This window comes from Pantoea sp. (assembly GCF_032114055.1).
Classification (GTDB): domain Bacteria; phylum Pseudomonadota; class Gammaproteobacteria; order Enterobacterales; family Enterobacteriaceae; genus Pantoea.
This window is the reverse complement of sequence record NZ_DAMCTB010000002.1, coordinates 175,180-188,517: the sequence shown is the minus strand read 5'-3', so window position 1 is coordinate 188,517 and position 13,338 is coordinate 175,180. Positions and strand designations below refer to the sequence as shown.

Below are 13,338 nucleotides of genomic sequence, written 5' to 3'. Positions count from 1 at the left end.
CTGCAAGTGCAATTTTCACCGCCTGCACTGATTGCAGAAAAAAGCGCCATCCCGGTGATTTTACAGGCAGTTCTGCGCACGCGTAACTGCCCGTTACTGCATTAAACCGCTTTGACCTGATCGGCGATACGGTTAGCCAGTTCGGTCACCTGCGCCTCATTTTCGCCCTCAACCATCACGCGAATCAACGGTTCCGTACCCGATTTGCGTAGCAACACGCGTCCGCGTCCCGCCAGCACTTTTTCGACGTCGGCAGTGACACTTTTCACCGCATCACTCTGCAGGGGATCATGTTCACCCGCAAAGCGGACATTGACCAATACCTGAGGTAGCATTTTCATACCGCTGCAGAGGTCGTGCAGACTCATGTGGTTACGGACCATGGCGGTCAGCACCTGCAGACTGGCAACGATGCCGTCACCCGTGGTGGTTTTATCCAGCAGAATGACATGGCCGGAGTTCTCGGCACCGAGACGCCAGCCCTTCTCCTGCATCTTCTCCAGCACATAGCGATCGCCCACTTTGGCACGGGTGAACGGAATGCCGAGCTGTTTCAGCGCAAGCTCCAGCCCCATGTTACTCATCAGCGTCCCGACTACCCCGCCGCGCAGCTGCCCCTGACGCAGAGCTTCGCGGGCAATGATGTAGAGGATCTGGTCGCCATCCACTTTTTCGCCCAGGTGGTCAATCATCATGATACGGTCGCCATCGCCATCATAGGCCAGCCCGATATCGGCCTTCTCCGCCAGAACACGCTGCTGAAGCAGTTCCAGATCGGTGGCACCGCACGCCTTATTAATGTTCATGCCGTCCGGCTGAACGCCGATAGCAATTACGGTGGCACCCAGTTCACGCAGGACATTCGGGGCGATGTGATAAGTGGCGCCATTGGCGCAGTCGACCACAATCTTCAGGCCATTCAGGTTCAGTTCGCTGGGGAAAGTACCTTTGCAGAATTCAATATAGCGTCCCGCGGCATCCACGATGCGGCTGGCACGACCAAGCTGCGCAGATTCAACGCAGGTAATCGGCTTCTCCATCTCCAGCTCAATTGCTTCTTCGACGTCATCGGGCAGTTTGGTGCCCTCGGATGAGAAGAACTTAATCCCGTTGTCATCAAATGGGTTATGCGAGGCTGAGATGACAATTCCCGCCTCTGCACGGAAAGTACGGGTCAGATAGGCGATGGCGGGCGTCGGCATCGGCCCGGTAAACGCGGCCGTCAGGCCAGCGGCGGCGAGGCCCGCTTCCAGCGCAGACTCCAGCATATAGCCAGAAATACGCGTATCTTTACCGATGATGATCTTTTTTGAACCGTGACGCGCCAGCACTTTACCTGCGGCCCAGCCCAGCTTCAGGACAAAATCGGGCGTAATGGGGGCTTCACCGACTTTGCCGCGAATGCCGTCTGTACCAAAATATTTACGATTACTCATGTTTATCCTTTTGCTCTTCGGGTCGCTTCGACCACGCGCATCGCTTCGGCCGTCTCTTTGACATCATGCGCGCGAATAATCTGCGCACCCTGCATGGCAGCAATCACCGCGCAGCTCAGGCTGCCGGTTAAACGCTGCGACGGACCGACATTTAACAGCTGGCCAATCATCGATTTACGCGACATTCCCACCAGAAGTGGCAGGCCGAAGTGATGAAAATCGCCGAGATGCGCCAGCAGTTCATAATTGTGGCTGAGATTTTTACCGAAACCGAAGCCCGGGTCGAGTATCAGTCGCGCTTTTTTAATCCCTGCCGCCTCGCAGCGCGCGATCTGCTGAGCGAAGTAAGCGTCCACTTCGCTCAGAATATTTTCATACCGGGGAGCCTCCTGCATGGTGCGCGGTTCACCCTGCATGTGCATCAGACAGACAGGCAGGTCAGTCGCGGCCGCAGCTTCCAGCGCACCCGGTTCAGAGAGCGACCGGACGTCATTGATGATGTGAGCACCCACTCGCGCTGCTTCACGGATCACCGCCGCCTTGGAGGTATCGACTGAGATCCAGACCTCAAAACGCTGGGCGATCGCTTCAATGACCGGAATCACCCGCTCCAGCTCCTCTTCTTCACTCACCTCATCTGCGCCAGGACGGGTTGATTCCCCCCCTACGTCGATAATCGTCGCGCCAGCATTGACCATCTCGTTGGTGTGCGTCAGCGCATCGACCAGCGCGTTGTGCCTGCCGCCATCTGAGAAGGAGTCCGGCGTGACATTCAGAATGCCCATCACATGCGGAAACGATAAATCGAGATGGGAATCACGGGCGAACAACTTCATGGCACAAACTCCTTACTGGTCACTATCCGGATGTAAAAAACCCCGGACCAGCCGGGGTTTTGTCTGACAATGTTATCTCTTATTTATTGTACTGCTCAGACATGGTGTTGCCTGGATTCGGCGTACGCGGTTCATCAACCGGACGTGGCGCCTTTGGCGTACCGTTATTGTCTGAGTTGCTGCCTGGATCTTCCCAGCCTGCTGGCGGACGCACTTCGCGACGGGCCATCAGGTCATCGATCTGCGGAGCATCAATGGTTTCATACTTCATCAGCGCGTCTTTCATCGCATGAAGAATGTCCATGTTCTCTCCCAGAATGCGACGTGCGCGCTGGTAGTTACTGTCGATCAGGTGTTTCACTTCCTGGTCGATGATGCGAGCCGTTTCATCAGACATGTGCTTCGCTTTCGCCACGGAGCGTCCAAGGAAGACTTCGCCATCTTCTTCTGCGTACAGTAACGGACCCAGCTTTTCAGAGAAGCCCCACTGCGTCACCATGTTACGCGCCAGATTAGTCGCAACTTTAATGTCGTTCGACGCACCGGTTGAGACGTGTTCGGCACCGTAGATGATCTCTTCAGCCAGACGACCGCCGTAAAGCGTAGAGATCTGGCTTTCCAGCTTCTGACGGCTGGCGCTGATCGCGTCGCCTTCAGGCAGGAAGAAGGTCACACCCAGCGCACGGCCGCGCGGAATAATGGTCACTTTATGCACCGGATCGTGCTCAGGTACCAGACGACCAATGATAGCGTGCCCCGCTTCATGATAGGCGGTTGACTCTTTCTGCGACTCCGTCATCACCATGGAGCGACGTTCCGCACCCATCATGATTTTGTCTTTCGCTTTCTCAAACTCCACCATAGAAACCACACGCTTGTTGGAGCGGGCGGCAAACAGTGCAGCTTCGTTAACCAGGTTAGCCAGGTCAGCACCCGAGAAGCCTGGCGTACCGCGTGCAATGATAGCAGCATCGATATCAGTGGCCAGCGGTACACGGCGCATGTGGACTTTCAGAATCTGCTCACGACCGCGAACATCTGGCAGACCAACCACGACCTGACGGTCAAAGCGGCCCGGACGCAGCAGCGCAGGGTCCAGAACGTCAGGACGGTTTGTTGCGGCGATAACGATGATACCTTCGTTACCTTCGAAACCATCCATCTCAACCAGCATCTGGTTCAGCGTCTGCTCACGCTCATCGTGGCCACCGCCTAAACCGGCACCACGCTGACGACCGACGGCGTCGATCTCATCGATAAAGATGATGCAGGGCGCAGCTTTTTTGGCCTGTTCGAACATGTCGCGCACACGGGATGCACCGACACCGACAAACATTTCCACGAAGTCAGAACCGGAGATGGTAAAGAACGGCACCTTCGCTTCACCAGCAATCGCTTTTGCCAGCAGGGTTTTACCGGTACCCGGCGGCCCCACCATCAGCACGCCTTTTGGAATTTTGCCACCCAGCTTCTGGAAACGGCTTGGCTCACGCAGATATTCGACCAGCTCACCGACTTCTTCTTTCGCTTCATCACAGCCGGCTACGTCAGCAAACGTGGTTTTGATTTGATCTTCCGTCAGCATGCGGGCTTTGCTCTTGCCGAAGGACATCGCGCCCTTTCCGCCGCCGCCCTGCATCTGACGCATAAAGAAGATCCATACGCCGATCAGCAGCAGCATCGGGAACCACGAAATGAAGATAGAGGCCAGCAGGCTTGGCTCTTCAGGCGGTTCACCCACCACTTTGACGTTTTTGGTCAAGAGGTTATCGAGCAACTTAGGATCGTTGACAGGAATATAGGTCGTGTATTTATTGCTGTCTTTTTTAATAACGTTAATTTCACGCCCGTTAATACGTGCCTCGCGGACCTGATCCTGGTTCACTTCCGACAGGAAGGTTGAATAATCAACCCGACGGCCATTCGACTCGCTGGGCCCAAAGCTCTGGAATACTGACATCAGCACGACCGCGATGACTAACCAGAGAATCAGGTTTTTCGCCATGTCACTCAAGGGATTAACCTCATATTACAACGGTGTTAACAGATAGCGTAGGGTACTATAGATCCTGCATACATGGAATCGCAGCAACGCTGCGGACTTCTCCAGCAATTTGGTTATAGTTTGCGCCCAGTCGCCACAATGTACACTTCACGTGAACGTGAACGTGAAGCGTCCGGCTTACGAATTTTCACTTTCGTAAACAGGGAGCGAATTTCCCGCAGGTATTCATCGAAGCCATCTCCCTGAAACACTTTCACTACAAAACTACCGCCAGGTGCCAGAATATCCCGACACATGTCCAGCGCCAGTTCAACTAAATACATCGACCGGGGAATATCTACGGCAGGTGTACCACTCATATTCGGTGCCATATCAGACATGACGACCTGAACCTGTTGATCACCAACACGCTCAAGCAGCGCATTGATCACCGATTCTTCACGAAAATCGCCCTGAAGGAAATCGACACCGACAATCGGATCCATTGGCAGGATATCGCAGGCAATAACGCGCCCTTTACTCCCGATTTGCTGTACAACATATTGCGACCAGCCACCCGGTGCAGCCCCCAGATCTACCACGGTCATACCGGGTTTGAAAAGCTTGTCACCCTGTTGTATTTCATCAAGTTTAAACCAGGCGCGCGAACGCAACCCTTTTTTCTGCGCCTGAAGCACATATTTATCGCTAAAGTGTTCCTGAAGCCAGCGGCTGGAGCTGGCCGAACGCTTTTTACCCGTCATAATATTTCCAACTAAATCGTCATCGTAGCGATAAACCTGCACGCAATGGGTTGCGTCGATTTGGTGATATACCCGAGATGGCGGTAGAATGAACCGTTTTCAATCCCTGAGTAAGTAAAAAACTACGATGAATCTAAGTACCAAACAAAAACAGCACCTCAAGGGCCTCGCCCATCCGCTCAAACCTGTCGTTATGCTGGGCGGTAATGGCCTGACTGAAGGCGTGCTGGCCGAAATCGAGCAGGCTCTGTCACATCACGAACTGATCAAGGTAAAAATCGCCTCAGAAGATCGTGAAACGAAGCAGCTGATCGTTGAGGCTATCGTGCGTGAGACCGGTGCCAGCAACGTACAGGTGATCGGCAAAACGCTGGTGCTGTATCGCCCGTCTAAAGAGAGCAAGATTTCTCTGCCACGCTAGGTGGGCAAAGAAAGTGACATGCTCTTACCTCAGATAAAAGGCCGCAACGCGGCCTTTTTCCTTTCTTTACATTGTGTATTAACGCTTTTCAAAGCGTAGCAACATCTTAAATGTATTCCACCTTCAGGATCTCATACTCTACGTCGCCGCCGGGGGTTTTCACGACGGTCACATCATCGACCTCTTTGCCCACCAGGCCTCGCGCCATTGGCGAATTGACCGAAATCAGATTTTGCTTAAAGTCCGCTTCGTCATCGCCCACGATGCGATAGGTCGCCTCTTCATCGGTTTCAACGTTCAGGACGGTAACGGTGGCACCAAAGATTACCCGACCGGTTTTCGGCATCTGCGTCACGTCAATGACCTGCGCGTTGGAGAGTTTGGCTTCAATCTCCTGAATACGGCCTTCACAGAAGCCCTGTTCTTCGCGCGCTGCGTGATACTCCGCATTCTCTTTTAAATCGCCATGTTCGCGTGCTTCAGCGATAGAGGCGATAATGCGCGGACGCTTCACGGTTTTCAGCTCGTTCAGCTCTTCGCGCAATCTTTCAGCGCCTCTTAACGTCATCGGAATCTGATTCATTTAAGCTCCTCGCCATCTTTCCTGTTTTACGATGTCATCCTGACCGGTGACTGCAGAAAAACGCTTCTGCAGCGCATTAGCCCGTTTTGCAAATAAAAGAAACCTGACCCGGAGTTGCTTCCAGGCCAGAAAAGGGTTTTGCAATTTGATACGTATTTTACCCCAGAGTTCCCTGCGGGTCATCGTTTACTTTGACCCGTCCAGCGACGTAGTATTGACGCCCTCACCTGCCAGTTACCGCGAGATTATGCGATTTTCACGACTTGTTACCGGATTAAGCTGCGCATTTATGCTGCAGGCGCACGCAGCGCCAGTTGATGAATACATGCAGTACCTGCCAGACGGCGCCAATCTGGCGTTGATGGTGCAGAAAGTGGGGGCTTCCACCCCAATCATTGATTACCACGGCAAACAGATGGCCCTGCCCGCCAGTACCATGAAGGTGGTGACGGCGCTGGCGGCGTTACTGGAACTGGGTGGCGACTACCGTTTTCAGACGACGTTTGAAACCCGCGGCGCCATTATTGATGGCACCCTGAACGGCGATTTAGTGGCGCGTTTCGGCGGCGATCCGACCTTAAGCCGTCAGGATCTGCGCAATATGGTGGCGGCACTTAAAAAGCAGGGCATCAACCATATTAAAGGCAATCTGGTTGTCGATACCTCGGTCTTTGCCAGTCACGATATGGCGCCGGGCTGGCCGTGGAACGATCTGACCCAGTGCTTCAGCGCCCCGCCGGGCGCAGCTATCGTGGATAAAAACTGCTTCTCAGTGTCGCTTTACAGTGCAAATACCCCGGGCGAGAACGCTTTCGTGCGCATCGCCTCCTATTATCCGGCCCACATGTACAGCCAGGTGCGCACCATCGGGCGCAACAGCGGCGAAGGACAGTATTGTGAGCTGGATGTGGTACCAGGTGAACTGAACCGCTACACCCTGACCGGCTGTATGCGCCAGCGTGCTGAACCGCTGCCGCTGGCCTTTGCCGTGCAGGATGGCGCCGCCTGGGCGGGCGAGATACTTAAAGCAGAACTGCGCTCATCCGAGATCGATTACAGCGGCCATCTGGTGCGCCAGACTCAGGTGACTGAACCGGGCACCGTACTGGCCTCGACGCAGTCCGCACCGCTGCATACGCTGCTGCACACCATGCTGAAGAAATCAGACAACATGATTGCTGACACCGTGTTTCGCACCATCGGCCATCACTACTTTAATGTGCCTGGCACATTTCGCACCGGACAGGATGCCGTTCGGCGCATCCTGAAAGCGAAAGCCGGTATCGACATGGGTAACAGCATTCAGGTCGATGGATCCGGGCTGTCGCGTCACGATCTGATTTCGCCGCAGACCATGATGCAGGTTTTGCAGTTCATTGCGAAGAATGACAACACGCTGGATTATATTTCGATGCTGCCGCTGGCGGGCTATGATGGCACGCTGCAGTATCGTGGCGGGCTGCATGAGGCAGGGCTCGATGGCAAAGTCTCGGCAAAAACCGGTTCTCTGCAGGGCGTTTATAACCTGGCGGGCTTTATCACGACCTCCAGCGGTACCCGGGTCGCCTTTGTCCAGTTTCTCTCCGGCTATGCGGTTCCGCCGGAAGATCAACGGACCCGTCGCATTCCGCTGGTGCGCTTTGAAAGCCGGCTCTATCGCGATATCAATCAGAACAACTGACTGGCAACGCTGACGCACGCAGTGGGCCACTGCCCTGCTGCGTTTTTTCGCGCACTCTGGCCGCTGATGAACATGTACGTAGCGGTGACAGGCGCCGAAAACAGCGATGCCCCCTTTCAGGCTGAAAGGGGGCATCGGATTTCACGTTAACGCAGCGTACGGATTAACGCTGATAGATAATTTCAACACCTTCGTCGTCTTCATCATCCCAGTCGTCATCCCACTCTTCATCTTCGGCTTCCGCCGCGTTTTCGAGGGTTTCCTTGTGGTAATCATCCCACATGAATTCCACTTTCTCCGGCTGCTTCTCTTCAAGCTCCGCTTCTTTCGGGTTAGCGTTGATGAAGCTCATCACGTCCCAGCAGAGTTCGTTGACGCCGGTGCGGCTTGCGGCAGAGATCAGGTAATACTTATCTTCCCAGCCCAGTGCTTCAGCCACCGCTTTCGCCCGCGCCTGCGCCTCTTCTTCACCGATCAGGTCAACCTTGTTGAAGACCAGCCAGCGTGGTTTGTTGAACAGCTTCTCGCTGTACTTTTCCAGCTCACTCAGAATGATGCGGGCATTCTCAACCGGATCGCTTTCATCGACAGGATCAATGTCGATCAGGTGCAGTAATACACGACAACGCTCAAGGTGCTTCAGGAAGCGAATGCCCAGGCCAGCGCCCTCGGCCGCGCCTTCGATCAGACCAGGAATATCCGCAACAACAAAGCTCTGCTCGCTGTCCATACGCACCACACCTAGGCTCGGCACCAGTGTCGTAAACGGATAGTCCGCCACTTTAGGTTTGGCCGCTGAGACGGCACGGATAAAGGTCGATTTACCGGCATTTGGCAGGCCCAGCATACCGACGTCTGCCAGCAGCATCAGCTCCAGCTGCAGATCGCGCTTCTCGCCTGGCGTACCCATGGTTTTCTGACGCGGGCTGCGGTTCACCGACGATTTGAAACGGGTGTTACCCAGGCCATGCCAGCCGCCTTTGCCGACCATCAGTCTCTGGCCGTGGCGCGTCATGTCGCCCAGTGTCTCACCGGTTCCCTGGTCGATAACACGGGTACCGACCGGCACTTTAACTTCGATATCTTTACCGCGTTTGCCGGTACAGTCGCGGCTCTGGCCGTTCTGCCCACGCTCGGCGCGGAAAGATTTTTCGAAACGATAATCGATAAGGGTATTGAGGTTTTCGTCGGCAATCAGATAAACGTCACCGCCGTCACCCCCATCCCCTCCGTCAGGGCCGCCTTTCGGGATATATTTTTCGCGGCGGAAGCTGACGCAACCATTACCGCCATCACCGGCGACGACCAGAATTGTCGCTTCATCAACAAACTTCATTTTAACTCTCCGTCACACAATCGCCTGCAGCACTCTGCAGGCGGGTCCGCCAGGGTCTTCTGCGCTGACCAGCGGCGGATAAATCAGAATTGGCTTTCGCCAGTGCGTACATAAAGTGTACAGCAATCTTTTGTGATGCGTTACGTAGCCGCAACAGAGCGCAGAATGTAAAAAGCCCCGCAGGAGCTGCGGGGCCTTTAATTCGTGCGTTCAGACGTTAAACGTCTGCGTCACGACAACCTTACTCAGCAACGATGCTGATGTATTTACGGTTGTTCGGACCTTTAACTTCGAATTTAACTTTGCCGTCTGTGGTAGCAAACAGGGTGTGGTCGCGACCACAACCTACGTTGTTACCTGCGTGGAATTTGGTGCCACGCTGACGAACGATGATGCTACCTGCCAGAACAGATTCGCCACCGAAACGCTTAACACCCAGACGTTTTGCATTGGAGTCACGACCATTTCGAGTCGAACCACCAGCCTTTTTATGTGCCATTTGTCAGATCTCCTCTTACGCCGTGATACCAGTGATTTTCACATCAGTGAACCACTGGCGATGGCCAGCTTGCTTACGGTAGTGCTTACGACGACGAAACTTAACGATCTTAATTTTCTCGCCACGACCGTGAGCAACAACTTCTGCCTTGATCATACCGCCTGAAACCAGTGGCGCGCCGATTTTCACGTCTTCGCCATTAGCAATCATCAGAACCTGGTCAAACTCGATGGTTTCACCGGTTGCGATGTCCAGCTTTTCCAGGCGAACGGTCTGACCTTCGCTTACTCGGTGTTGTTTACCACCACTTTGGAAAACCGCGTACATATAAAACTCCGCTTCTGCGCTTGCCTTTTTTAGTTCATCAGGCGGCGCGCTAAATATTCACAATAGGGCGCGAATTCTACGCAAAACTCCAGAAGAAGACAAGAGCACTTTGCACACTCTTGCAGAAAAAAAACACAGGGCAAATGCAACCGTTTCTCAGCCTCAAAATTCAAGTACAATCAGTAACAGATTACCTGAACGCTGGCTGGGTAAACCACTTACCATGGCAGAGATAACGAGTCATAGCTGAAAAGACGAATGAACTTAGAACAGATTAATGAATTAACCGCACAGGATATGGCTGCCGTTAACCAGACCATCCTCGACCAGCTGAATTCAGATGTCTCGCTCATCAACCAGTTGGGCTACTACATCATCAGCGGTGGAGGTAAGCGTATCCGTCCCATGATTGCCGTGCTCTCCGCACGCGCCATGGGCTACAAGGGCGATCTGCACGTAACCAATGCGGCGCTGATCGAATTTATCCACACCGCCACGCTGCTGCATGACGATGTCGTGGATGAATCCGATATGCGTCGTGGCAAAGCGACCGCGAACGCGGCGTTTGGCAATGCGGCAAGCGTGCTGGTCGGTGACTTTATTTACACCCGCGCCTTCCAGATGATGACCAGCATGGGCTCGCTGCGTATCCTGGCGCTGATGTCAGAAGCGGTAAACGTGATCGCTGAGGGCGAAGTCCTTCAGCTGATGAACGTGAACGATCCCGATATTACCGAAGAGAGCTATATGCGCGTCATCTACAGCAAGACGGCGCGCCTGTTTGAAGCCGCCTCCCAGGCCTCTGCGATACTGGCTGACGCGACCCCGGCAGAGGAAAAAGCACTGCAGGATTATGGGCGCTATCTGGGAACGGCTTTCCAGTTAATCGACGATTTACTGGATTACAGTGCTGACGGTGAGACGCTGGGTAAAAATACCGGCGATGACCTGAGCGAAGGCAAACCGACGCTGCCTCTGCTGCACGCGATGCAGCACGGTACGCCAGAGCAGGCGAAGATGATTCGGGAAGCCATTGAACAGGGCAACGGTCGTCATCTGCTGGAGCCGGTGCTGGAAGCAATGCATCAGTGCGGTTCGCTGGAATGGACGCGCAGTCGCGCAGAACAGGAAGCGGATAAAGCCATTGAGGCGTTACGCATCCTGCCTGAATCCCCCTGGCGCAGCGCACTGGAGTCGCTGGCGCACATGTCTGTTCAGCGCGATTTCTAATCCCTCACGGAGCCAGCCAGCTCCGTTTTTACATCCGTTCTCTCACTTCTTTTTGTTACCGCGATGCGGTTGCATCGCTTTTGCGCCCTGTCACACGGACCGGACACCAGAGGCAAATTTTACTGGAAATTACCGGAAACTATTTGCTATAAAAAGTCACCTTTTCAGGTAATAAAAAAGGGAACCCGGCGTTTCGCTGGATGGCGCAATAACAAGGAAAAGGAGAACAGGTTATGCATGAAAAGAGGGAAGACTGGCACACCGCTGATATTATCGCTGCCTTGCATAAGCGCGGTATGACGCTGGCGGCGCTTTCGCGTGCGGCCGGTCTGAGTTCGTCTACGCTGGCCAACGCACTGACCCGCCCATGGCCTAAAGGAGAATGGTTGATCGCGGATGCACTCAAGGTTCATCCCTGTGAAATCTGGCCCAGTCGCTATTATGATCCTGAAACCCACTGCCTGCTGGAGCGCAAAAAACGTATCCGTGCACCGGCCGATCATTCCGGTAAAGCCTGAGGTCGCACACGCTCTCCAGACGAAAAAAAACCAGCCCCGGGGGGCTGGCTATTGGCGTTTCGGCGGGATTACTCTTCGCTGACGCGCTCAATGTTCGCGCCCATCGCTTTCAGTTTATCTTCGATGTGCTCATAGCCACGATCGATATGATAAATGCGGTCAACGAACGTCGTGCCTTCTGCAATACAGCCTGCCAGAACCAGGCTGGCTGACGCACGCAGATCGGTCGCCATCACCTGCGCGCCCGAAAGGGTTTCAACGCCATGACAGATCGCCGTGTTGCTTTCGATCTCTGCATGGCCGCCCATACGAATCAGTTCCGGAATATGCATGAAGCGGTTTTCGAAGATGGTCTCGGTGATCACGCCTGTGCCTTCCGCCACCATGTTCAGCAGTGTGAACTGCGCCTGCATATCGGTCGGGAAGCCCGGATGCGGAGCAGTACGCACGTTGACCGCTTTTGGCCGCTTACCGTGCATATCCAGACTGATCCAGTCTTCACCGGTTTCGATGTCGGCACCTGCATCACGCAGCTTAGCCAGTACCGCATCCAGCGTATCAGGCTGGGTGTTGCGACACATTACTTTGCCGCCTGAGATGGCCGCCGCGATGAGGAAAGTTCCGGTTTCGATACGGTCAGGCAGTACGCGATAGACACCACCACCCAGACGCTCTACGCCTTCGATGGTGATTTTGTCGCTGCCTGCACCACTGATTTTAGCGCCCAGGGTATTCAGGAAGTTCGCAGTATCAACAATTTCTGGCTCGCGCGCCGCATTCTCAATAACCGTAGTGCCGGTTGCCAGTGTTGCCGCACTCATGATGGTGACAGTTGCGCCAACGCTGATTTTATCCATGACAATCAGCGCGCCTTTCAGACGGCCATTGACGGAGGCTTTAACGTAGCCCTCTTCCAGTTTGATCTCTGCACCCAGCTGTTCCAGACCGGTAATGTGCAGGTCAACCGGACGCGCGCCGATAGCGCAGCCACCGGGCAGGGAAACCTGACCCTGACCAAAACGTGCCACCAGCGGCCCCAGCGCCCAGATAGAGGCACGCATGGTTTTAACCAGATCGTAAGGCGCACAGAAAACATCGACCGCGCTGGCATCAACGTGCACCGAACCGTTGCGTTCCACCTTCGCACCCAGCTGGCTCAGCAGCTTCATAGTGGTGTCGATATCACGCAGTTTTGGCACATTCTGAATCTCTACCGGCTCTTCGGCCAGCAGGGCCGCAAACAGAATAGGCAGCGCGGCGTTTTTCGCCCCGGAAATGGTCACTTCACCACTTAAGCGGGTGGGGCCTTGCACACGAAATTTGTCCATTAACACGGCTCTCAATTAACTAGCTAAAAATTGGACTCGCTCACGACGAGTTCACCACGCCGGGGATCAGAAACCGTTGAGTTTACGGTCACGCGCCCATTCAGCGGGAGTGTAGGTTTTGATAGAGACAGCATGCATGCGGTTATCTGCAATGAACTCCATCAGCGGCGCATAGACAGCCTGCTGTTTTTTCACGCGGCTCAGTTCACCAAACAGTTCGCCAACGGCGATGACCTGAAAGTGACTGCCGTCATTGCTCATTACATGCACTTCGTCTAAAGGCAGTGCTGCCATCAGCACAGCCTGAATTTCACTGTTTTCCATTGGTCTTAACTTCGCTTAATAATAATAAGGCTGACATAGTAGAGGAAAGCGGCTGACTCTTAAATACGCAA

Annotated in this window: 14 protein-coding genes; 4 read left to right on the top strand and 10 right to left on the bottom strand. The window is 54.3% G+C overall.

Annotation, left to right across the window (positions count from 1 at the left end):
- Positions 1–101: 101 nt before the first annotated feature.
- The 4 genes from glmM to rlmE all read right to left on the bottom strand — a co-directional run bounded on the left by glmM (position 102) and on the right by rlmE (position 5,020).
- Entirely contained in the window at positions 102–1,436 is a 1,335-nt protein-coding gene (gene glmM / locus RT657_RS05035; protein ID WP_313652887.1) for a phosphoglucosamine mutase, read from the bottom strand.
- Positions 1,437–1,438: 2 nt separating this feature from the next.
- A complete protein-coding gene (gene folP, locus RT657_RS05030; protein WP_313652886.1) occupies positions 1,439–2,272 on the bottom strand; it encodes a dihydropteroate synthase in 834 nt (277 codons plus the stop codon).
- A gap of 79 nt (positions 2,273–2,351) precedes the next feature.
- A complete protein-coding gene (gene ftsH, locus RT657_RS05025) occupies positions 2,352–4,277 on the bottom strand; it encodes an ATP-dependent zinc metalloprotease FtsH (RefSeq protein ID WP_313652884.1) in 1,926 nt (641 codons plus the stop codon).
- Between the two features lie 113 nt (positions 4,278–4,390).
- A complete protein-coding gene (gene rlmE, locus RT657_RS05020) occupies positions 4,391–5,020 on the bottom strand; it encodes a 23S rRNA (uridine(2552)-2'-O)-methyltransferase RlmE (protein ID WP_313653197.1) in 630 nt (209 codons plus the stop codon).
- A gap of 127 nt (positions 5,021–5,147) precedes the next feature.
- On the opposite strand from rlmE, the gene yhbY reads away from it, so the two are divergent.
- Positions 5,148–5,441 carry a ribosome assembly RNA-binding protein YhbY gene (yhbY, locus tag RT657_RS05015; protein ID WP_010251809.1) on the top strand — a complete coding sequence of 98 codons (294 nt, stop codon included), beginning with the start codon at positions 5,148–5,150 and terminating at the stop codon, positions 5,439–5,441.
- A 106-nt stretch (positions 5,442–5,547) separates the two neighbouring features.
- On the opposite strand, the gene greA is transcribed toward yhbY, so the two are convergent.
- Positions 5,548–6,024, bottom strand: a complete 477-nt coding sequence (greA, locus tag RT657_RS05010; protein WP_111139587.1) for a transcription elongation factor GreA — start codon at positions 6,022–6,024, stop codon at positions 5,548–5,550.
- A 247-nt stretch (positions 6,025–6,271) separates the two neighbouring features.
- On the opposite strand from greA, the gene dacB reads away from it, so the two are divergent.
- Positions 6,272–7,705, top strand: coding sequence for a serine-type D-Ala-D-Ala carboxypeptidase (dacB, locus tag RT657_RS05005; RefSeq protein WP_313652883.1), 1,434 nt, complete (start codon positions 6,272–6,274; stop codon positions 7,703–7,705).
- Positions 7,706–7,868: 163 nt separating this feature from the next.
- On the opposite strand, the gene cgtA is transcribed toward dacB, so the two are convergent.
- From cgtA to rplU, 3 genes are all read right to left on the bottom strand, one after another.
- Entirely contained in the window at positions 7,869–9,041 is a 1,173-nt protein-coding gene (cgtA, locus tag RT657_RS05000) for an Obg family GTPase CgtA (RefSeq protein ID WP_313652882.1), read from the bottom strand.
- A 241-nt stretch (positions 9,042–9,282) separates the two neighbouring features.
- Positions 9,283–9,540 (bottom strand): 50S ribosomal protein L27, encoded by a 258-nt coding sequence (gene rpmA, locus RT657_RS04995; RefSeq protein WP_063878150.1) that lies wholly within the window; start codon positions 9,538–9,540, stop codon positions 9,283–9,285.
- 15 nt (positions 9,541–9,555) lie between these two features.
- Positions 9,556–9,867: a 50S ribosomal protein L21 gene (rplU, locus tag RT657_RS04990; RefSeq protein ID WP_008925416.1), complete on the bottom strand. Its 312-nt coding sequence runs from the start codon at positions 9,865–9,867 to the stop codon at positions 9,556–9,558.
- Positions 9,868–10,125: 258 nt separating this feature from the next.
- On the opposite strand from rplU, the gene ispB reads away from it, so the two are divergent.
- Positions 10,126–11,097 (top strand): octaprenyl diphosphate synthase, encoded by a 972-nt coding sequence (gene ispB / locus RT657_RS04985; protein ID WP_313652879.1) that lies wholly within the window; start codon positions 10,126–10,128, stop codon positions 11,095–11,097.
- Positions 11,098–11,330: 233 nt separating this feature from the next.
- A complete protein-coding gene (locus RT657_RS04980) occupies positions 11,331–11,615 on the top strand; it encodes a helix-turn-helix transcriptional regulator (RefSeq protein ID WP_313652878.1) in 285 nt (94 codons plus the stop codon).
- 68 nt (positions 11,616–11,683) lie between these two features.
- Here RT657_RS04980 and murA read toward each other — a convergent pair whose 3' ends face one another.
- Both murA and ibaG read right to left on the bottom strand, forming a co-directional pair.
- Positions 11,684–12,943 (bottom strand): UDP-N-acetylglucosamine 1-carboxyvinyltransferase, encoded by a 1,260-nt coding sequence (murA, locus tag RT657_RS04975; RefSeq protein WP_313652877.1) that lies wholly within the window; start codon positions 12,941–12,943, stop codon positions 11,684–11,686.
- Between the two features lie 66 nt (positions 12,944–13,009).
- Complete coding sequence (ibaG, locus tag RT657_RS04970) at positions 13,010–13,267, bottom strand: BolA family iron metabolism protein IbaG (protein WP_003851098.1); 258 nt, start codon at positions 13,265–13,267, stop codon at positions 13,010–13,012.
- Between the last annotated feature and the right edge of the window lie 71 nt (positions 13,268–13,338).

Bases quoted from the DNA above. Each gene is read 5' to 3' on its own strand.
- glmM (WP_313652887.1), bottom strand. From the start codon at position 1,436: ATGAGTAATCGTAAATATTTTGGTACAGACGGCATTCGCGGCAAAGTC.
- folP (WP_313652886.1), bottom strand. From the start codon at position 2,272: ATGAAGTTGTTCGCCCGTGATTCCCATCTCGATTTATCGTTTCCGCAT.
- ftsH (WP_313652884.1), bottom strand. From the start codon at position 4,277: ATGGCGAAAAACCTGATTCTCTGGTTAGTCATCGCGGTCGTGCTGATG.
- rlmE (WP_313653197.1), bottom strand. From the start codon at position 5,020: ATGACGGGTAAAAAGCGTTCGGCCAGCTCCAGCCGCTGGCTTCAGGAA.
- yhbY (WP_010251809.1), top strand. From the start codon at position 5,148: ATGAATCTAAGTACCAAACAAAAACAGCACCTCAAGGGCCTCGCCCAT.
- greA (WP_111139587.1), bottom strand. From the start codon at position 6,024: ATGAATCAGATTCCGATGACGTTAAGAGGCGCTGAAAGATTGCGCGAA.
- dacB (WP_313652883.1), top strand. From the start codon at position 6,272: ATGCGATTTTCACGACTTGTTACCGGATTAAGCTGCGCATTTATGCTG.
- cgtA (WP_313652882.1), bottom strand. From the start codon at position 9,041: ATGAAGTTTGTTGATGAAGCGACAATTCTGGTCGTCGCCGGTGATGGC.
- rpmA (WP_063878150.1), bottom strand. From the start codon at position 9,540: ATGGCACATAAAAAGGCTGGTGGTTCGACTCGAAATGGTCGTGACTCC.
- rplU (WP_008925416.1), bottom strand. From the start codon at position 9,867: ATGTACGCGGTTTTCCAAAGTGGTGGTAAACAACACCGAGTAAGCGAA.
- ispB (WP_313652879.1), top strand. From the start codon at position 10,126: ATGAACTTAGAACAGATTAATGAATTAACCGCACAGGATATGGCTGCC.
- RT657_RS04980 (WP_313652878.1), top strand. From the start codon at position 11,331: ATGCATGAAAAGAGGGAAGACTGGCACACCGCTGATATTATCGCTGCC.
- murA (WP_313652877.1), bottom strand. From the start codon at position 12,943: ATGGACAAATTTCGTGTGCAAGGCCCCACCCGCTTAAGTGGTGAAGTG.
- ibaG (WP_003851098.1), bottom strand. From the start codon at position 13,267: ATGGAAAACAGTGAAATTCAGGCTGTGCTGATGGCAGCACTGCCTTTA.